We start from the raw sequence: 18,236 nt of genomic DNA on the forward strand, positions 1-18,236 counted from the left end.
CCTATTTGCCAGACAAGTAAGGTTTATAACAGAAATTTACACGTCAATCGTTTGAATAACTTTGGCAGGATTTCCAGCAACAACTACATTTTCTGGAACATCTTTCGTTACTACTGATCCCGAGGCAATAACAGCATTATTTCCTATCGTCACTCCAGGATTAACGATCGCTCGGCCACCAATCCAAACATTATTCCGGATCGTAACCGGTTTTCCATATTCAGGACCCTCCACTCGCTCAAGTGGGTGAATGGGGTGGGTAGCTGTATAAATATGGACTCCCGGAGCAAGCATACAGTTTGCGCCAATTCGCACTTCACAAACATCTAAAATAACACAATCAAAATTGGCAAAAAAGTTGTTCCCTACATGGATGTTATAGCCATAATCACATCGAAATGTTGGTTCAATATTGACGCTTTCTCCCATAGAGCCGAACAGCTCTTTGATCAATTCCGTTCGCTGCTTCTCCTCAGTTTCTGTCGTTTGATTAAACAGACGTGTTAACCGTCTTGCCCTCTCTCGATCCTTGACTAGCTCTGGATCCCATGCCTTATATCGTTCTCCTGCTAGCATTTTTTCTTTTTCTGTTCTCATCTCCAACCTCCCGACAAAATAAATAGCGTTGCAGTTAACCAGCTAGCAACGCGCGGTTTGTAGAGTAGGGAGCTAGAATGTTTACCATTCTTTCACCCAGCCAGTATTCGCCAAAAAAATTTCCCCTTGGTATTTTGTTTTTACCTCAGCTACAAGCTGTTCGTGCTGTCCATGATGAGGCAGATGGGTAAGTAATAGTTGACGAGCGTTGGTGCGCTCAGCCAAAATCCCGACATCGAAGCTGTTCATATGACCGTAATCAGACAAGTCGGTTCCTCCATAGGCGCTACATTCTGCAATTAATAAATCACAGCCTTCAGCGAAATTGGCTAATTCCGCAAAATAGCTCGTATCTGCCGTGTAAACGAGCGATTGGCCTTCGACTTCAATCCGCATCGCATAGCAAGGAACGGGATGCTTCGTTTTAAAAAATGAAAATTGAAATGGACCGATAACCTTCGGGTTTAGTCCGTCATACGTCTCTGACCGAACGACGTGCTTATAGCTTAAAGAAGAAAAAGTCTCTGGGTCGTCACGATGGCCATAGATGGTCGCTTGCTTTTTTATTCGACCTTGTCCCGCTTGAAGCAGACGAGCATAATGAAACACACCGATATCAGCCATGTGATCTTGATGATAATGGGAAAGGACGATGCCATCGAGCTCCTCCAGAGGACAATAGGCTTGCACATGTGACAGCACCCCACTGCCGCAATCGAGCAAAAGCTTCGTTTCACCTTGTTCGAGCAAATAGCCAGATGTTGCCCCTTCTCGCCCTGGATAACCATGCCAGTAACCGATCACCGTTAGCTTCATGATTATGCCCATTCCTTTCGCTTCGCTCAAGGCACAAAACGGCATGAAATAAACTTGTGCTGAGCGATTTTTTTATTATTCTAGACTTATAGGGATACCAGTACACTACAAATCACGTGGAGGTGAGTGGGCTGCTCCAGTTATGGAGTGACCGCATGATTATATGTGTAGATTACCTTTCCAAGCACAAATAAGTGTGACTTCGAGCACGCAGACTTATCTTTGTATAAACAACTCGTTTATAGCTAGGTAATCAGTCAATGCTGTCTATCCCTATATATCTTGGAAAGGAGTTCTCCCTATGGGTTTAAAAATTGTCTATCCCGTCTGTTGTGGAATTGACGTCCACAAAACCTTTGTTGTGGCCTGTATTGCTTCAACCAACAAAGGAGTGACTACTTACAAACGCCATCGCTTTTCTACCTATACCAAAGGGCTGAAAGAGCTGTCACAATGGCTTTGTGAAAACAACTGTAAAGATGTCTGTATGGAATCTACCGGGAAATACTGGATTCCCGTGTTCAATGTTCTTGAAGATTCCTGCAACATCACTCTGGCTCATCCCAAATACGTCAAAGCCATTCGGGGTAAAAAGACGGACAAAAAAGATGCCAAATGGATTGCTGATTTATTTAAACATGATCTTGTAGCTGGAAGCTTTATGCCTCCCCTAGCTATTCGGCAACTTCGTGACCTGATGCGTTATCGTTTTAAATTGACCAACTTTACGTCCAGTGAAAAGAATCGATTTCAAAACAGCCTAACGGTATCGAACATCCAGCTTGGTAATACCGTGTCGGATACCTTTGGAAAGAGTTCCATGAATATTATTGAAAAACTGCTGGAAGACCCAACAGATACAGATTTTGATATCGAACCCCTTATACACGGTTCGATGAAGGACAAGATTCCCGAGTTAGAACTTGCCATTGATGGTGTTATTTCACCTGAGCAAGCAGGGAAAATAGCTGTGATTAAACAACATTATGATGATCTTCAAGCTCGTAAAGCAGATCTTGAACAGCTGATCCTTTCTCTTGCCGAGCCCTACACAGAAGAAATTAACTTGATCTTAACTGTTCCGCCCTTTAAAAACATCTTCTCCGCCATTGCAGTGGTTTCGGAAATAGGTGTCAATATGGACGTGTTCCCGACAGCTAAGCATTTATGTTCCTGGGCAGGGCTAACACCAACGAATAACGAAAGTGCTGACAAGAAAAAATCCGTAAGGGTTTCGAGAGCAGGGGTTTATATCAAGCCCCTTTTGGTACAGTGTGCTACGGCTGTAGTCAAAAGCGATAAGCATCCCGAAGTCCGAAACCGCTATTTAAGACTTAAAAAACGTCGCGGACACAAACGTGCCATTATCGCTATAGCGCGAATGTTGTTAACAGCAATTTACCACATTTTGAAGAAAAAAGAACCTTATAACCCAGATCTGTATCAGAAAGCCGATGTTCTTCCAGTAAATCGCGAAATTACGATTGAACAAGCAATCTCGTTGGCAAAATCCCAAGGCTTTCGAATTATGGAAACAGTAACTTAAGTTTTGTTTGATATACCATAATTTGCTAAACAGTCATCTCTGGATGGCTTATTTGTCATACTCTTTTACTTTAGTTGTTACATCATTGGTTTATTTCAGACTTGCCTCCTACAGATGATAAAATTAGCTCTGCTCCTTTTTGTTTTCACTTTTTATCCTGAGCCGAGATTTTTCAAGAATGAGTGTCAATTGTGTAATTAGCTTTCTTCGATCCTGTTCAGACTCCGTTTGATTAATCTTATCTTGAATCGATTGAATCGCTTCCCTTTCTTCTTTCGTTAATTGATTGAAATTGGCCATATCCCTGCTCCCTTCAGCAAGTCTTGTTTCAAAACACCAGAACTGAGGGGCTTTCATCCTACTTTCACTATATCACAGCATAGGACGAGGACAAAGTAAAGATGATGTAATGTTTGTTACCTCTATGTCACCATCTCTTTAGGTAAACGACTAAAATTTGCTTGCAAATGAGCGGATGATCGATTATCATAATATTCAGAAACTCATACTCTGGTCTTTGGTTTGCCCCCAAGACCAATCAGTATTGAGAAGCAGGTGACCCTTTTGTTTGATCAAGACTCTATTTATATCGTTGGTGAAGCGAAGTCACCGTCTAACAATCCGATTACACAACAATATAAAATCTTTTTTATCGGCTTTGTTGTCGACCGAAAGACAGGGAAAATCGTTGATGCGGATGTCTCATCCATCCTTCCATTAACGAGTACGTTTATTCGCCACCTGCTCATCGGTCAAAACATACTTGAGCCAGAAACTATAATTCAAATCATTGAAGACCGCTATCACGGCTCTTCGCAAAAAGCGATCATTGTTGCGTTACGCAACGCCAGCCAAAAATTTCAACAGCTTCATACCGTCTAGCTGCTTGATCCTTACCGGATGAAACCCAGCTAAATTCTTCAATGAAGAATTTAGCTGGGTTTTTTATATTTCTATTAAGAAAGGGGGCTCTGACTTTTCTCAATACTTTCCTAGATTTACTGAAAAGGAGCGATGTTTAAATGATTGAAAACGGCTTTTTGTTTCTATCGATCCTCATCGGGATGACCGCCCTCATCGTATGGGCAGAGTACAAAATTGGCGGAAAATTTTTCAAATATGTACCAGCCATCGTCCTCATTTATTTAGGTGCTGCCTTTATGAACACCTTTGGTTTATTTGGCGATTCAGAATCGTTAAGCAACACGAGCTATGGGGTGCGCAACGCCCTGCTACCCGCCATGATTTTACTTATGCTTCTTCAATGTGACCTTCGTAAAATTATCAAACTCGGACCAAAACTATTAATTACTTATTTTGTCGCTGCCTTTAGTATCGTTTTAGGGTTCACCCTTACCTACCTTGTGATGCAAAGCTTTTTCCTCGATGATACGTGGCGCGCCTTCTCTGCATTAGCTGGTTCATGGACTGGTGGATCGGCCAACATGGTCGCCTTGCAAGACATTTTAGCCGTGCCTGAAACCATTTTTGGCTATGCATTGATTATGGATACGATCAACTATTCGTTTTGGGTGATGGTGATGTTCTGGCTCGTTCCATTTGAGCGTATGTTTAATCGATGGACAAAAGCTGATACGAGCAAATTAGAAAGCATGAGTCAAGAAATTGCAGCAACCGTCACCGATGAAAAGCGGGAACCTACGACCTTTGTTCATATGATCGGTCTCCTTGGTTTCTCGCTCTTTATAGCCGCTTTGGCCACCGTTATTGGTGAGAACCTCCCTCAAATTGGTACAGGGATAAATGCGATGACGTGGACGATTCTCATCGTATCGATCGTCGGACTTCTTTTAGCCTTAACACCGTTTGCGTCGATTCCAGGTTCAATGGACATCGGTCGTGTCATGTTGTATACGATTGTTGCGATCATTGCCTCAGGGGCCGATTTCTCCTCCATTGGAGAAATTCCTGTGTACATTATCGCCGGATTTATGGTTTTGCTCTTCCACGGCTTGATTCTATTCGGGTTCGCCAAATTGTTTAAGCTCGATCTGTTTACGCTTGGTGTTGCTAGCCTAGCGAACATCGGCGGTATGGTATCAGCACCTGTATTAGCAGGGGCCTTTAATCGGGCTCTGATTCCTGTTGGGGTCATTATGGCACTCATCGGAGGATTTATGGGGACATGGTTCGGTGTCCTTACAGCTGAGATCTTATCAAGACTATAGAAAGAAGGTTAAACGTGAACATTCGTACTTTCTCGATTCATGAACAAACTTACGCATTAAAAGAGCCGTTTGTCACCGCCTTGCGCACCGTGACGGAAATAGAGGTCATCCATGTCATCATCACGCTTGAATCAGGCGCCATAGGACGAGGAAGCGCAGCCCCGACTTTTCCGATCACAGGTGAATCAAAGGAAAGCATGATTGCAGCCATTAACGGACCGATCATGACAGCATTGATGGCTCGCTCCATGTCCTTTCAAGAAGCGCTTCAAACCGTTCAAAATAGCTGCGCCGGGAACACAAGTGCTAAAGCTGCAGTCGATATCGCGCTTCACCATGCGTACGCCCAGTCTCTCGGCATTAGCTTGCTACAACTACTAGGCGGGGCTTCTATACCATTAGAAAACGACATGACGGTCAGTCTAGACGAAAAAATAGCGATGGAACAACAAATGCTTCGCCATCTGAATCATGGGTTTCAAACGGTGAAAATCAAAGTTGGAACGAATGGAGTAGAAGACTTAGAACGCATTCTTCATCTTAGCCATTCTGCCGAAAAGGGGGTGATCTTCCGAATAGATGCGAATCAAGCGTGGTCACCGAAGGAAGCTGTACAATTTATCCGCCAACTGGAAGCACAGGCAGTCCCTGTTCAATTTGTCGAACAGCCCGTCAAAGCCCATGATTTAGAAGGGCTTCGATACGTTCGTGATCATGTGGCAACACCGATAATGGCTGATGAAAGCTGCACGACCCGGACTGCAGCCCTCCGCATTATCCAAGCACAAGCAGCAGATATGCTGAACATAAAATTGATGAAATGCGGAGGATTGAATGAAGCCCGTGTGATTGCCGACCTAGCGCAAGCCGCAGACCTCCCGTGCATGATCGGAAGCATGATGGAGTCAAGCTGGTCCGTGGCTGCAGCGGCAGCGTTGGCTAGCACTCACCCAAACATCACAATGGTAGATTTAGACGCTCCATTATGGTTAATGGAAGAGCCTCCATCTCCCCATTTACTTTATGAAAAGGGAACCGTTTTCTATCATGAACCATCTTCTCCAGTGAAGGCACCCTCTTCATTGAACAATTGAAAGGAGTAGATTTTTCATGAAAATAGGCAAGTGGATTTTAATGTTTTTGCTCGTTGTTGCACCAGTGTTTTCCTTTGGATCTACTACCTATGCAAAGGACCCAACAAAAGAAACGACCGCCTATGTGGATGTATCCGTCTTAACCGTCTGGGTGGAGCCTAATATCGCTCGCGATGTGGACCTTCCGTCCCTTACAAATCCTGTTGATCCATGGAAATGGACAAAGAACATGACCTATGAAGAAAAACTATGGCTTGTTGGAAAATTAGAGACGCAAGCGTTGTATGGGATGAAGGTTCATATTTTAGAAGAGCAAGGGGACTGGGTGAAAATCGCTGTTGTAGGCCAACCGACGCCTCGAGAAGAAGCCGGTTATCCCGGATGGGTTCCAAAAGAGCAGCTTATCCAAAGCAAAAAGTTTCAACAGTTGGAACGCAGACCATTTGCGACGGTAACAGCGCCAACTGCTTTCCTTTATAGCAATCAAGGACTGACAAAAGAATTTATGGAGGTAAGCTTTAATACAAGGCTTCCTGTCCTCGCAGCCTTTCGTGATCGCGTTCTTGTCATGACCCCAAGCGATGGGACGAAGTGGTTTGCTCGAACAGATGTGGAAATCTATCAATCAGAAGACGATATCCCTGCCCCAACGGCGGATGATCTATTAGAAACAGCCGAATTGTTTCTCGACCTTCCGTATCTATGGGCCGGGGTATCTGGATTTGGCTTCGATTGCTCCGGATTCACCCATACTATTTATCGAGCCCATGGTATTACAATCCCACGGGACTCTAGTGTCCAAGCTCGATATGGTACGTACGTCGAACGGGAGCATTTACAAAAAGGAGACCTTGTCTTTTTTGCCCGTAACGGGGGCACAGGTGCGGTTCATCATGTAGGGATGTATATTGGTGATGGGAAAATGATTCATTCACCAAACTCGGCTAGCACAGTTGAAATTGTCACCATTGACGAATCAAGCTATGCAGGGAGCTATCATAGCGCGAGACGTTATTTAGAAGAATAATTAAAAGACAAAGCCGATGGAGCAGTTCGTTCCATGGGCTTTGCATCTGTTTAGCAGTGGGAACCTGTCACACACTTACCATTAATATACGTAGCTTCTACTTGAGCCGTGGCTGTAAATGGATGGTCACTCCAAATGACAAAATCACCATCCTTTCCTTTCTCAAGGGAACCGACTTGCTGTTCAACTCCTATGTGCTCAGCTGCACGTAAGGTAATGGCTTGAAACGCAGACTGTTCAGAGAGTCCAGCCTTTACCGCTTGAATCGCTGAGGTTACGAGATGGTTGATAGTCACTACAGGATGATCCGTTGTAATTGAAAAGGGGATCCCGTGCTTCTCCAATTCAATCAACGTATGCCAGCCTTTATTTACTAACTCTTGTTTCGTTCTGGACGTCATCGTCGGTCCGACCGACACTTTCACATTATATTTCGCTATATGGTCGGCAATTAAATGCCCTTCCGTGCAATGTTCAATCGTTGCTTCTAGATCAAATTCATCAACCATTCGGAGAACGGTGGCAATATCATCTGCACGATGGGCATGAACGCGAAGCGGAATTTCCTTGCGCAACACTTTTGCTAACTGCTCCATCCCAAGATCGCGCTTCTCTAGTTCGCCCTTCTCAAACCGTTTCAAATAATCTTGCGCTTGATACAATTGCTGTCGAAACAGAGCGGCAACTCCCATCCGTGTCACTGGGAGCTTTCCTTTTCCACCATGGACATTCTTCGGGTTTTCCCCGAACGCTGCTTTCATCCCAGATGGAGAACGGACAATCATCTCATCGACTACGGTTCCCACCGTTTTGACAGTTACCATTTCACCGCCAATTACATTAGCGCTTCCCGGCATGATTTGTACGGTCGTAACACCTGATTGTCTCGCATCCTCGAACCCTTGATCAAACGGATAGATCCCATCAATGGCTCGTATGTATGGGGTTGCGGCGGCTGTCGTTTCATTAAAATCGTGGCCCGTCCGGCCTAACCCTTCTGAAAACACCCCTATATGGGTATGAACGTCGATGAGACCAGGGGTAATATACTTTCCTGTTGCGTCGATCAGCTTCGCATTGGCTGGAGTGTCTACCCGCTGCCCCACCTCTAGCACCTTTCCGTCCTGAATGAGAAGCGTTCCCTGTTTAATGGTTTCTCCCGTGCCTGTTAATATCGTTCCGTTCTTGATCACTTTCATTCGTAGCACCTCCCCTATCTATTTCGTGATACGAATAAAAAATCCTCCATGAAATACGTGGTTGACCTGTTGTAAGAGCTACAAAAGAAAAAGCCTTCCTCTCATGAGGAAAGCCTTCTTTACACAATTATTGAGCTTTTGGGTATACGCTCACCTGTTTGCGGTCACGACCAACGCGCTCGAATTTTACAACGCCGTCGACTTTCGCAAATAGAGTATCGTCTCCACCTTTACCCACGTTCACTCCAGGGTAAATGCGTGTACCGCGTTGACGTACAAGGATAGAACCGCCTGTTACCAATTGTCCGTCAGCACGTTTTGTACCAAGACGTTTAGAAATAGAGTCACGTCCGTTCTTTGTACTACCGACTCCTTTTTTCGAAGCGAAAAATTGAAGATTCATTTTTAGCATCATCTTCACCTCCTGATACGTTCTTCTATTTGAATATGCTCACCGTAGCTTTCAGCAATCGATTGAAGGGAGATATTCATCCCTTCCAAAAGAAGTTGAACTTTCTCAAATGTCGTCTCTTCCAAATCATTTGGAACACGACAGCGGAGAAATCCACCTTCATTCTCCATCTCAGTCACCAACTCCACTTGGCACAAGGCAATAATGGCGTTGACCGTCCCGAGGGCAACAGCTGAAGCGCCAGCACACACGAGATCTTGACCATAAGGTCCTGCATCCGCATGTCCTGACATCGTGAACGAAACGATATCGTTTTGCTTATTACGTTCAAAAACAACGTCAATCATGTCATACCTTACGCATTGATTTTTTCAATGACAACTTTTGTATAAGGTTGACGGTGACCTTGCTTACGACGGTAGTTCTTCTTTGCTTTCATTTTGAAAACGATGATCTTCTTGCCACGGCCATGTTTTTCAACTTTCGCCGTAACTGAAGCACCTTCTACATATGGAGAACCGACTTTTACGTCATCGCCACCAACAAGAACCACTTTGTCGAAGTTAACAGATTCACCAGCTTCTGCATCAAGTTTCTCAATGTAGATCTCTTGACCTTCTTCAACCTTAACTTGTTTACCACCAGTTTCGATAATTGCGTACATCCTTGCACCTCCTCATATACTCAGACTCGCCATTCTAGGTAGGGAGATCCATTTATAAACCTAGTCTGTGCGGTTGTAGTCATTGGGTGCGACCAAATAACTAACAAGAGATATCATACCACATATCAAAAATCTATGTCAATGTCCAATCCTCTCTGCACATCGTTTCCCTCGTCTTGGACAAACTAGGACAAACTAGGGAAAAAATGAAAAAGGAGCTGACGATGAAATGGATCTTCTTACGATACTCAAATATGTTTGCAGCGCATCCGCTGTCAGTTGCTTGGTCTTCATTTACTCCTTCATGGCAAAAGAAGCGAAAAAGCAAAGCAAGTCTTCCCGTTAAACGAGGGCTGCTTTTAACGTATCTTGTTTAATGTCCCAATGAGACTTATTCCAGATCGCTTCTTGATCTTTGACGACAATGGCCTGTGGTGACTCGTGTTTCACACCTAAATCCTCCGCGATTTGGTTTGAGACAGGACGCGATTCGATCACCTTTACGAGTACAACTTGTCCGTCCCATTGAAGACCGTTTTCCAATAAAGCGTGTAACTCTTGATGAGCTTCAGCGCTCACCGGGCATTGCGTACTATGTTTAAATACAAGGACAGGTGTTTCCGTCGTCCCTTCAAATACTTCTTGCCATTGTTCAACTGTTGTTAGTTCTTTTACACTCATTGTGCCCACTCCTTATCGTTTTTTGATCCGCTCCACAAACTGTGTCGCTTCTTCGAGACTGCCAATATAACGAATCTCATACTGTTCTTCTTTTAACGTTTTTTTCGGTACTGCGAGAATTCGTGAGCCAATGGCAGTCTCCAATCTTTTTAAATGCCCCCCATCTTGTCCAAACAACACAGGAGCAATATGTGAAGGGAGCTCGAGAACAATTGCTTCAGCATCGGAGCCACGATATTCCCATAGTTCCCGTTCAATCTTAAATGCTTGTGCTTCATCTGACAAGACTTGACCTGTTCCCCGGCACGTCGGGCATGGTTTTGAAAGGGAGGCTTGCAACGATTGCCGAACTTTTTTCCTCGTCATTTCCACAAGCCCTAGACCTGTCATTCCAATGACATTTGTTTTCGTTCGATCGGTTTTCAACGCTTGTTCAAGCGTATGTAAGACAAGCTGTTGATCCTCCTCGCGTTTCATATCGATGAAATCAATAATGATGATCCCAGAGATATCACGTAGGCGAAGCTGATGAGCAATCTCCTTTGCCGCCTCGATGTTTACTTTAACAACCGTATCCTGTAAGTCTTGCTTCCCGATGAACTTTCCTGAATTCACATCGATTACCGTTAAGGCTTCAGCATGATCCATCATTAAATAGCCACCATTTTTTAACCAAACCTGTCGCCTCAACCCTTTTTCTATTTCCTTCTCGACCTTTAAATGTGAAAAAACATTCTCTTTTCCCTTATAAAGAAAGACGCGGGACTCCATGTTTGGATAAGAGGCAAGGAGCTGCTTGATGAAATGATACTCCTCTCTATCATCTACAACAATTTCCCCCACTTCGTCAAGGGGGAAGTCTCGCAAAATGCGCTCGATCAGGCCCGAACTTTGATAGAGAAGGGACGGCGCTTTTGCTCCTTTGCCCCTCTTTTGAAGCTCTTCCCACATCTGCCTGAAAAACAAGATCTCTTGCTCTGCTTCATGCCGAACCTCTTTTTTACAAGCCGTTCGAATAATTAACCCTTCGTCGTTAAGGAGTAATTGCTCCCATTCGCTACGCCAACGTTCTCGCTCCTCCTCTGGGAAGATTTTTTTTGACACTCCGACGTAGCCGGCTTGTGGCATGTAGACGACGTATCGACCAGGAAAAGCAACCACGCCCGTTAATCGCGGCCCCTTCGTACCGAATCCTTCCTTTGTCACTTGAACGAGAAGCTCCTCCCCTTCTTGGACAAAGTCAGAAATATTCCGTTTCTTTTTTTCATCCTCTTCCTCATTCGATAAGTGAAAAGAGAGGAGCTCATCGCGATACAAGAACCCATTTTTCTCCCGACCAATATCGACAAAGCAGGCTTGCATTCCTGGCAGTACATTGACGACACGCCCACGATATACATTTCCGACAATCCGCTCTTCTACAGGGCGTTCAATCATAAGCTCAATGACTTGTCCATTTTCCACAACCGCCGCTCTTCGCTCTCTCGTTGCCATATTAAATAAGATCGATTTCACACTGTGCAACTCCTTCTTCGTCCCGCTTTTCCCGTTTAACTGATGCGAAGACTCTCACTTCAAGGCAACAAGAAAGAAGAAGTGAGAGAGACAACCCTATTGCATCAGCGAACATACAGTTGGGAAAAGCCTACCACTAAATGAGGTTTCGCTTTATCTCCTTTTACTTTACCTTATGTGATCATTATTTCGCAATGATCGTCGATAATGGTGCTCTTGGGAGCTTCGCTTCAAACAATGCTCTGAGCACCTCGGTCTCTGGAAGATAATGCGTCCTTTTTTGTTTTGCATCATTTACGATGATCGTATGAATGACTCCTCGTCTAAATTGCTTCGCGACTTCGGACACCTCTTGATGTGCTGAGACCACAACCGGCAAATGCGGCTTCCCCTGCTGGCTTAAGCCGATGTAAAATCGCTCCGTTAAAAAGCGGATAAACCGATAATGACACTGTTTATATTCGAGGTAATTGTTCACTATTAAAAAGGCAAGTACAAGCCAAAGGTTCAAATGAAATGGGTAAAGGATGACGGCAACACAAACAGCTACCGTCAAAAATAGAAAAGACAGGCCTACTGTTCGCCTCAAAGCCAATCGGTAGGGCCAAAACCGCATGCATAACAATTGCATAAGCCTTCCACCATCTAACGGTAAAATGGGCAACAAGTTAAATGCTAGAATCGTCACATTGTACCAAAGAAACTGTTGATAGGTTGATACATTCCACATCTCAAGTGCCACGAGCCCATAAGAAACAGCCATCATCCAAACGTGTTGAAGCGGACCAGCCGTGATAATAATGACCTCTTCTTTAAACGATCGATTGCCCCCTTCTTCTACTTCCGCTACACCACCGAACGGGAGCAACTCAATCTTTCGAATTCGCCAGCGAAAAAAATGGGCCGCTACTGCGTGCCCCATTTCATGCACAAAGACGATCACAAATACCATCAACACTTCCCGAAAATATCCCGTCAACACCCCCATTCCGATCACAAACCAGAAAAGCGGATTGACCTTCATTTTTTTAAATAGCGCCAAATAGCTAATCAAATCGAATCACATCGCTCGGATCCACGTAGTTTTCTCCTTGCTTCAAGGCAAAATAATAAACCCCTTTTTCACCGTCCTCTGCTCTTGAAGCTGTCCCAATCTTTGTCCCTGCTTCAATATGGTCGTATACATTGACCGCTACGTTATCGATCATTCCATAGATGGATTCTGATCCGTCATAATGCTGCAACGTCACCATTTTCCCCTCTTCACTGTTATTAATTTCAATGACGTACCCAGATTTCGCTGCTTCAACCTCAGCTCCCACGCCCGTCTCCACGAGAACTCCCCGGCCGTTTTGCTCAAAGCTTTCTGTAATTACCCCACTTGCAGGTACGGCAAAGACCATTCGTTCCTCATCTTGGTCTGGGTCTCCTAGAGCAAACTGATCATTGGAAGGAATGAGCGCAAGGGGTTGGCCAAATTGCTGCTCATACCAATGGGCAATAGCGGCAAATTGAAATTCTTGTTCAAACGCCTGTTCCACCCCTGCCCTTAACGGTTGAAGAGGAGCTGCGTTCGATTGAAACACGATTGCAATCACGAGAAATAAGCAAATTGAAATTAATGTGCGAAATAAAAGCAACCCTTGCCGATCCGTTGAGGCTCTCGGTTCATTTCGCTCTGGATACACGTAAACCTCTGGTTCCTCCCTAGCTTCTTCATGACGTTGAAACATTAGAGGTACCATTCGCTCACTTTTTTGTGTTCTCTCGTTTATTTCCCTTCTCCGTAACGCTAATCTTTTTCGAAGCTTATCCAATTCACGAGCCATTGATCCCCCCACCTTTACATAGACCTTCTTACTTGACTATATGACTTGTCCTGACTCGTTATGTCATAATGAAAAAAAGGTTTCTATGGAGGTATACGTGCAATGAATCACTTGGATCGCATTGGAGTCATTTTAGCAGGGGGAAAGTCAACAAGATTTGGTCGACCAAAGGCTATGGTCCAATATCAAGAGCGCTATTTTTATGAAGCGAGCCTTGATGCATTGCAGCACCATACCGATCAAGTGCTAATCATCAGCCATCCGACGTTAACAAACCAATTCAGACGGAATGAGGGTATACGAGTGATTGAGGACGATCCACGTTATCAAGGGTGTGGACCACTTGCTGGAATATTTACCGCGATAGAAAAGGAGTCTGCCTATTGGTATTTAACCGCTCCATGTGATACTCCTTTTCTAAAAAAAGAGATTTATGACATTCTCTTTTCTTATCTAGACCAAGAACCAGACAAAAAGGCGGTTATTCCTGTCGTCAATGGTCGAAAACAGCCGTTGATTGGCCTTTACCATCGCTCCTGTCTTGCACCAATCCAAAGCTTGCTAGAACAAAAACGTTATAAGGTAGGCTTCTTATTCCAATTGGTTGATACGCTATTCGTTGAAGATAAGGCCTTCGAGCAGCTCCACTCTTCGTTTGTCAATATCAATCGGCCAGAGGACTTGTCAGAATGGACTTGAGTATTAAAAAACCCCCCGCATTACTGGATCAATCCCAACTGAAGTGAGTTACCATCCGGTGATATTTACTCGATAAGTCTACTTATCTTTTTTTGCTTGTGAGAAAAATAGGCAGTTGCCGAGATTTTGTAGACCAGAAGCTCCGTTAGCTTTAGAAAATGTAAAAAGAAAAAGCGAGATCTCTCTCGCCCTTTGATCTACATTCACCCACCGCTTACAGGGGGAATCAACGCGACCACATCTCCAGCTTTAACAGTCATATGATCATTCGCATATTCTTCGTTGATAGCGACCATGATTTGTTCAAGTGAGCCTAGGGCGGGAATTTCCTTCGCCACCATTTCTTTAAGCTCCCCCACCGTCTTCCCTTCCCCTGCTAATAACAGACGGTCCGTTTCAGCTTTCTCACTTAACTCGGCAAATAATAGAATTTCGATCATTCCTCTCCCTCCATCTTTGGCGCTCCTTCAGGATATGAGGTTGTCTCTAATTGATCCCCGACCCACATTTCGCCATCCTCCCAATGTTCTTTTTTCCAGATTGGGACAATTTCTTTGATTCGTTCTATCGCATAGCGGCTTGCTTCATACGAATCAGCGCGGTGAGGGGTTGAAACAGCAATGACTACCGCTACATCGGTAATTTCTAGCCGACCTATTCGATGAGTAATTGCGACCCTCGCCTCAGGCCAGCGCTCTTGAATTTCTTGGCCGATTTGCACCAACTTTTTTTCTGCCATCGACGGATAGGCCTCGTACTGTAAATAAAGGGTTCTCTTTCCCTTTGTCAGCTCACGAACGGTGCCAATAAACGTATTAATCGCTCCTGCATGTGGGTGAACGACCTGATCGATCACTTGCTGGATCACAATCGGTTGTTCCATGATGGCAAATCGTTTGCTCGTCATGCTTACACCTCCAACCAGTTGATGAGATACGATAAATAGCGTTCTTCTTCATGGATTGTAAACACAGGTACATCCACTATTTGCTGAAGCTGTGCAGCATCCTCCCACACAATTACAGCTATCACTTTTTGTAGCTCACGTAAAAGAACGGCCTCCTTCTCATCTTTCAATAAAACAATTTTCGCGTATGGTTCATGTTTATAACCTTCAATAAAAACCCCGTCTAAATGAAGGGAACGATAAAGTGAAAAAATGTCTTCCAGCCGCCAAGGGGCAGGTTTACTCATCTGCACTTGCAACTCCCCATTTGAAGAAACGGCACTTGCTACAGCTCCTGCTTGTCTGTGCTTGTACGAATCCTTCCCTTTATCAAGAGCTGTTAGGGGGGAACCATGTCCATGATGCTTAATCGTCGCAAGTTTCATCCCTTTTGCCCGACCTTGTGTAATCAATTTCTCGAGCAACGTAGTTTTTCCCGAATTGCTGAAGCCTACCACCTGCAAAATTTTCATGCTTCGCTCAAAGGCATTGGTCCGCCTTCCCCTTTTAATAGCAACACATCTACTTCATCTCCGGCTTGAAAACCTCTCGTTCCACCCGGTAGCATGAGCAGCCCATTTGCATTTGCCAGCGACGTCACGACGCCTGATTTATCAAGACCTGTTGGTTTCACAATCAAACGGTCAATTTTAAATTCAACCTGGCTGCGAACAAAACGGGTAAACGGATTCGGCTTCGGGAAATCTCGTCCTAGTGTGGCCTTCACCCGCTTCAAGAAAGGCTGTTCAGAACAAAAGCCAACATGGATGAAGGGGCGAACGAGAAGTTCGAAGCCAACAAAGCAGGCTGAAGGATTTCCTGAAAGACCGAACAACAACTGGCCCTCACGTTCGGCAACGGTTGTTACACTTCCAGGGCGCATCGCAATTTTATTAAACAACACATTCGCTCCTAGCTTTTTGTAAATCGCAGGGAGATAATCATAGTCCCCAACCGATACCCCTCCTGTCGTGACAAGCACATCAACATCAGCCAACGCTGTTGCAATCGCATCATAGCATTGATCAAAATCATCAACAAGCTTACCTAAATAAACGGGTTCAGCCCCAATTTGTTTCACCTGAGAAGCGACCATATACGCATTGCTGTTGCGTATTTTCCCTGGGACAAGAGGCTCATCAACCTCTAATAATTCAGTCCCTGTCGCAAAAATTCCGATCTTCGGCATTCTATATACCGGAACCTTCGCGTAACCGAAAGTGGCAAGAAGCGCCTTGATTCCTGCATCAATTTGCCGCCCCTTCTCCACAAGTGGCATTCCCTCTTTCGCGTCTTCACCGCAAAACGAAATGTTATCGCCCGGTTGGAACGAGCGTTTAACTTCAATAAAACTCTCACCCGCTTCGCTTATCTCTTTTGTTAATTCAAACATTACAACCGCATCGGTTCCTTCTGGCATCTGCGCCCCTGTCATAATCCGAATAGCTTCCCCTTGGGAAGGGACTTTCTGTGCTACTTGGCCAGCGCCAATTTCTTCGATAATTTTTAACCGAACAGGAGTCTCTCGGGTCGCATCCTTCGTATCTACTGCACGTATAGCAAAACCGTCAAGAGGAGATTTATCAAAAGGAGGTACGTTGTGATCGGCTACTAGAGGTTGTGCTAAAAAACGACCGTCTGCTTCTTCTAGCGGCACCCATTCCATCGCCCACTCCTTTGCAAAAGCAACAACTTGCTCAACAGCCTCATGAACAGGGATCGGCACTCTTCGCTCTACCATTTTTTCGTCACCTCATGTCATCAAGTCTAATTTTTACCGATCCTTCAAAATTTCCCGCATCACATGGCCAAGCTCCGGAATGATAATGCGTGTCATGGCTAGCTTTACCGCCCCTGTTGACCCAGGCATAGAAAAAATCGCCTTTCCGTCACGTACACCGGCAATTGCTCGGCTCAGGATCGCAGCTGTACCGATATCCTCCTGGAAGCTAAGTAGACGAAAAATTTCGCCAAATCCAGGCATCTCTTTATCAAGACTGTCTCGAACCGCTTCATACGTTGTGTCGCGCAGAGCGATTCCAGTGCCTCCGTTTAGAAGGATAGCATCAATGTCTGCTCGTCCAGCAGCCACCTTTAACCAATGCTGAATTTGGCTATACTCGTCCTTCACAATTTGATATTCCGTCACTTGATGCCCTTTTGCTTCCAATAGTTCACGAATGAGAGCGCCGCTTTTATCTGTGTCGTACGTTCTCGTGTCTGAAATGGTTAAAATCATACAGCGTACAGTTTTCGGCGCTTCCTTTCGATGTTGTTCTACAGACATTTCGCTCATCCTCTCCTTTATTGACAAACTGTTTTCTGTTTACTATGATAGCACAGAATTAAGTTTACTAAATAAGCGCTCACTAAGTAGTGAACTTTTTCACTTGAAAACAAACATACTGCCAAGACTCAACGGCTGAAAATCAACTTACATAAAGAGTAAAAGGGGATGAAGAAAGGCATGAGGGATTTCACCCATTTTAACGAGCAGGGACGGGCGAAAATGGTCGATATTTCGGAAAAATCCATAACCGAGCGTACGGCTGTCGCGAAGTCAAGTATAGAAGTGAACAAAGAAATTTACGAGAAGATTACAGCAGGTAAGATCCGTAAAGGTGACGTACTCGCGGTCGCACAAATAGCTGGCGTCATGGCTGCAAAAAACACGTCCCAATGGATTCCTATGTGTCATCCACTTTCATTAACAGGTGTAGACATTTCCTTCGAGTGGGAAGAAACTAGGAACCATTACTTACTTCATATTGAAGCATCTGTTAAAACAACAGGACGCACTGGCGTAGAGATGGAAGCATTAACTGCCGCATCAGCTACTGCTTTAACGGTCTACGATATGTGCAAAGCGATTGATAAAGGGATGGTCATTGGCCCTACGTATTTAGTGAAAAAAACAGGCGGCGTCCACGGTGATTTTGAACGAAGCTCCAGTCAAAAGTCATAAATGTGAAACAGTACTTGATCTTATCTCAACAATTTCTTAATATAAAAGTAACACACT

Annotated in this window: 23 protein-coding genes and 1 other annotated feature; of the genes, 7 read left to right on the plus strand and 16 right to left on the minus strand. The window is 44.5% G+C overall.

The annotated features are described in order from the left end of the window. Positions 1-36 precede the first annotated feature (36 nt). Both FED51_RS15240 and FED51_RS15245 read right to left on the minus strand, forming a co-directional pair. The gene (locus FED51_RS15240; protein ID WP_010899145.1) at positions 37-597 is read right to left on the minus strand and encodes a sugar O-acetyltransferase; all 561 of its coding nucleotides are present in this window, start codon (positions 595-597) and stop codon (positions 37-39) included. Between the two features lie 81 nt (positions 598-678). Further along, on the minus strand, positions 679-1,413 hold the full coding sequence (locus tag FED51_RS15245; RefSeq protein ID WP_010899146.1) for an MBL fold metallo-hydrolase: 735 nt from the start codon (positions 1,411-1,413) through the stop codon (positions 679-681). Between the two features lie 301 nt (positions 1,414-1,714). Here FED51_RS15245 and FED51_RS15250 point away from each other — a divergent pair, with 301 nt between their 5' ends. After that, positions 1,715-2,959: an IS110 family RNA-guided transposase gene (locus tag FED51_RS15250; RefSeq protein ID WP_138090661.1), complete on the plus strand. Its 1,245-nt coding sequence runs from the start codon at positions 1,715-1,717 to the stop codon at positions 2,957-2,959. Between the two features lie 123 nt (positions 2,960-3,082). On the opposite strand, the gene FED51_RS21190 is transcribed toward FED51_RS15250, so the two are convergent. Continuing rightward, entirely contained in the window at positions 3,083-3,259 is a 177-nt protein-coding gene (locus FED51_RS21190; RefSeq protein WP_010899147.1) for a hypothetical protein, read from the minus strand. A gap of 264 nt (positions 3,260-3,523) precedes the next feature. Between FED51_RS21190 and FED51_RS15255 the strand changes: the two genes are divergently transcribed. From FED51_RS15255 to FED51_RS15270, 4 genes are all read left to right on the plus strand, one after another. Next, positions 3,524-3,841, plus strand: a complete 318-nt coding sequence (locus FED51_RS15255; RefSeq protein WP_010899148.1) for a DUF3870 domain-containing protein — start codon at positions 3,524-3,526, stop codon at positions 3,839-3,841. Positions 3,842-3,981: 140 nt separating this feature from the next. After that, positions 3,982-5,148 carry a DUF819 family protein gene (locus tag FED51_RS15260; RefSeq protein ID WP_010899149.1) on the plus strand — a complete coding sequence of 389 codons (1,167 nt, stop codon included), beginning with the start codon at positions 3,982-3,984 and terminating at the stop codon, positions 5,146-5,148. Between the two features lie 14 nt (positions 5,149-5,162). Then, a complete protein-coding gene (locus tag FED51_RS15265) occupies positions 5,163-6,242 on the plus strand; it encodes a dipeptide epimerase (protein ID WP_010899150.1) in 1,080 nt (359 codons plus the stop codon). A gap of 16 nt (positions 6,243-6,258) precedes the next feature. Then, positions 6,259-7,269 (plus strand): C40 family peptidase, encoded by a 1,011-nt coding sequence (locus FED51_RS15270; protein WP_053430600.1) that lies wholly within the window; start codon positions 6,259-6,261, stop codon positions 7,267-7,269. A 50-nt stretch (positions 7,270-7,319) separates the two neighbouring features. Here the strand turns inward: FED51_RS15270 and FED51_RS15275 are convergent, their stop codons facing one another. The 8 genes from FED51_RS15275 to FED51_RS15310 form a co-directional block, all read right to left on the minus strand. Next, entirely contained in the window at positions 7,320-8,468 is a 1,149-nt protein-coding gene (locus FED51_RS15275; protein ID WP_053430599.1) for an amidohydrolase, read from the minus strand. A 127-nt stretch (positions 8,469-8,595) separates the two neighbouring features. Continuing rightward, complete coding sequence (gene rpmA / locus FED51_RS15280) at positions 8,596-8,880, minus strand: 50S ribosomal protein L27 (protein ID WP_010899153.1); 285 nt, start codon at positions 8,878-8,880, stop codon at positions 8,596-8,598. Between the two features lie 5 nt (positions 8,881-8,885). Then, positions 8,886-9,227 carry a ribosomal-processing cysteine protease Prp gene (locus FED51_RS15285; RefSeq protein WP_010899154.1) on the minus strand — a complete coding sequence of 114 codons (342 nt, stop codon included), beginning with the start codon at positions 9,225-9,227 and terminating at the stop codon, positions 8,886-8,888. A gap of 8 nt (positions 9,228-9,235) precedes the next feature. Then, positions 9,236-9,544, minus strand: a complete 309-nt coding sequence (gene rplU, locus FED51_RS15290; protein WP_010899155.1) for a 50S ribosomal protein L21 — start codon at positions 9,542-9,544, stop codon at positions 9,236-9,238. 12 nt (positions 9,545-9,556) lie between these two features. After that, positions 9,557-9,629, minus strand: a sequence feature (ribosomal protein L21 leader region). 257 nt (positions 9,630-9,886) lie between these two features. After that, positions 9,887-10,225, minus strand: a complete 339-nt coding sequence (gene ytxJ, locus FED51_RS15295; protein WP_053430598.1) for a bacillithiol system redox-active protein YtxJ — start codon at positions 10,223-10,225, stop codon at positions 9,887-9,889. 12 nt (positions 10,226-10,237) lie between these two features. Then, the gene (locus FED51_RS15300) at positions 10,238-11,740 is read right to left on the minus strand and encodes an Rne/Rng family ribonuclease (protein WP_010899158.1); all 1,503 of its coding nucleotides are present in this window, start codon (positions 11,738-11,740) and stop codon (positions 10,238-10,240) included. Between the two features lie 184 nt (positions 11,741-11,924). Then, positions 11,925-12,794, minus strand: coding sequence for a M50 family metallopeptidase (locus tag FED51_RS15305; RefSeq protein ID WP_053430597.1), 870 nt, complete (start codon positions 12,792-12,794; stop codon positions 11,925-11,927). Further along, positions 12,787-13,569 (minus strand): M23 family metallopeptidase, encoded by a 783-nt coding sequence (locus FED51_RS15310; RefSeq protein WP_010899160.1) that lies wholly within the window; start codon positions 13,567-13,569, stop codon positions 12,787-12,789. The genes FED51_RS15305 and FED51_RS15310 overlap by 8 nt, the downstream gene beginning before the upstream one ends. 102 nt (positions 13,570-13,671) lie before the next feature. Here FED51_RS15310 and FED51_RS15315 point away from each other — a divergent pair, with 102 nt between their 5' ends. After that, complete coding sequence (locus FED51_RS15315) at positions 13,672-14,268, plus strand: molybdenum cofactor guanylyltransferase (protein WP_053430596.1); 597 nt, start codon at positions 13,672-13,674, stop codon at positions 14,266-14,268. A 203-nt stretch (positions 14,269-14,471) separates the two neighbouring features. Here the strand turns inward: FED51_RS15315 and moaD are convergent, their stop codons facing one another. From moaD to FED51_RS15340, 5 genes are read right to left on the minus strand one after another with little or no spacing between them, the layout of a single operon-like run. Further along, positions 14,472-14,708 (minus strand): molybdopterin converting factor subunit 1, encoded by a 237-nt coding sequence (moaD, locus tag FED51_RS15320; protein WP_010899162.1) that lies wholly within the window; start codon positions 14,706-14,708, stop codon positions 14,472-14,474. Continuing rightward, entirely contained in the window at positions 14,705-15,175 is a 471-nt protein-coding gene (locus FED51_RS15325) for a molybdenum cofactor biosynthesis protein MoaE (protein WP_053430595.1), read from the minus strand. Before FED51_RS15325 ends, moaD begins: the two co-directional genes overlap by 4 nt. A gap of 2 nt (positions 15,176-15,177) precedes the next feature. Beyond that, a complete protein-coding gene (mobB, locus tag FED51_RS15330) occupies positions 15,178-15,687 on the minus strand; it encodes a molybdopterin-guanine dinucleotide biosynthesis protein B (RefSeq protein WP_053430594.1) in 510 nt (169 codons plus the stop codon). Further along, a complete protein-coding gene (locus FED51_RS15335) occupies positions 15,684-16,955 on the minus strand; it encodes a molybdopterin molybdotransferase MoeA (protein ID WP_053430593.1) in 1,272 nt (423 codons plus the stop codon). Before FED51_RS15335 ends, mobB begins: the two co-directional genes overlap by 4 nt. A 33-nt stretch (positions 16,956-16,988) precedes the next feature. After that, positions 16,989-17,501: a MogA/MoaB family molybdenum cofactor biosynthesis protein gene (locus FED51_RS15340; RefSeq protein ID WP_010899166.1), complete on the minus strand. Its 513-nt coding sequence runs from the start codon at positions 17,499-17,501 to the stop codon at positions 16,989-16,991. Between the two features lie 180 nt (positions 17,502-17,681). Here FED51_RS15340 and moaC point away from each other — a divergent pair, with 180 nt between their 5' ends. Then, complete coding sequence (moaC, locus tag FED51_RS15345; RefSeq protein ID WP_053431939.1) at positions 17,682-18,179, plus strand: cyclic pyranopterin monophosphate synthase MoaC; 498 nt, start codon at positions 17,682-17,684, stop codon at positions 18,177-18,179. Positions 18,180-18,236 lie beyond the last annotated feature (57 nt).

Origin of the sequence: Halalkalibacterium halodurans (genome assembly GCF_005671335.1) — a bacterium.
GTDB classification, from domain to species: Bacteria; Bacillota; Bacilli; order Bacillales; family Bacillaceae_D; genus Halalkalibacterium; species Halalkalibacterium halodurans.

Coding starts and splice junctions, on each gene's coding strand:
- FED51_RS15240 (WP_010899145.1), bottom strand. CDS start 597: ATGAGAACAGAAAAAGAAAAAATGCTAGCAGGAGAACGATATAAGGCA.
- FED51_RS15245 (WP_010899146.1), bottom strand. CDS start 1,413: ATGAAGCTAACGGTGATCGGTTACTGGCATGGTTATCCAGGGCGAGAA.
- FED51_RS15250 (WP_138090661.1), top strand. CDS start 1,715: ATGGGTTTAAAAATTGTCTATCCCGTCTGTTGTGGAATTGACGTCCAC.
- FED51_RS21190 (WP_010899147.1), bottom strand. CDS start 3,259: ATGGCCAATTTCAATCAATTAACGAAAGAAGAAAGGGAAGCGATTCAA.
- FED51_RS15260 (WP_010899149.1), top strand. CDS start 3,982: ATGATTGAAAACGGCTTTTTGTTTCTATCGATCCTCATCGGGATGACC.
- FED51_RS15270 (WP_053430600.1), top strand. CDS start 6,259: ATGAAAATAGGCAAGTGGATTTTAATGTTTTTGCTCGTTGTTGCACCA.
- FED51_RS15275 (WP_053430599.1), bottom strand. CDS start 8,468: ATGAAAGTGATCAAGAACGGAACGATATTAACAGGCACGGGAGAAACC.
- rpmA (WP_010899153.1), bottom strand. CDS start 8,880: ATGCTAAAAATGAATCTTCAATTTTTCGCTTCGAAAAAAGGAGTCGGT.
- FED51_RS15285 (WP_010899154.1), bottom strand. CDS start 9,227: ATGATTGACGTTGTTTTTGAACGTAATAAGCAAAACGATATCGTTTCG.
- rplU (WP_010899155.1), bottom strand. CDS start 9,544: ATGTACGCAATTATCGAAACTGGTGGTAAACAAGTTAAGGTTGAAGAA.
- ytxJ (WP_053430598.1), bottom strand. CDS start 10,225: ATGAGTGTAAAAGAACTAACAACAGTTGAACAATGGCAAGAAGTATTT.
- FED51_RS15310 (WP_010899160.1), bottom strand. CDS start 13,569: ATGGCTCGTGAATTGGATAAGCTTCGAAAAAGATTAGCGTTACGGAGA.
- FED51_RS15315 (WP_053430596.1), top strand. CDS start 13,672: ATGAATCACTTGGATCGCATTGGAGTCATTTTAGCAGGGGGAAAGTCA.
- moaD (WP_010899162.1), bottom strand. CDS start 14,708: ATGATCGAAATTCTATTATTTGCCGAGTTAAGTGAGAAAGCTGAAACG.
- FED51_RS15325 (WP_053430595.1), bottom strand. CDS start 15,175: ATGACGAGCAAACGATTTGCCATCATGGAACAACCGATTGTGATCCAG.
- mobB (WP_053430594.1), bottom strand. CDS start 15,687: ATGAAAATTTTGCAGGTGGTAGGCTTCAGCAATTCGGGAAAAACTACG.
- FED51_RS15335 (WP_053430593.1), bottom strand. CDS start 16,955: ATGGTAGAGCGAAGAGTGCCGATCCCTGTTCATGAGGCTGTTGAGCAA.
- FED51_RS15340 (WP_010899166.1), bottom strand. CDS start 17,501: ATGTCTGTAGAACAACATCGAAAGGAAGCGCCGAAAACTGTACGCTGT.
- moaC (WP_053431939.1), top strand. CDS start 17,682: ATGAGGGATTTCACCCATTTTAACGAGCAGGGACGGGCGAAAATGGTC.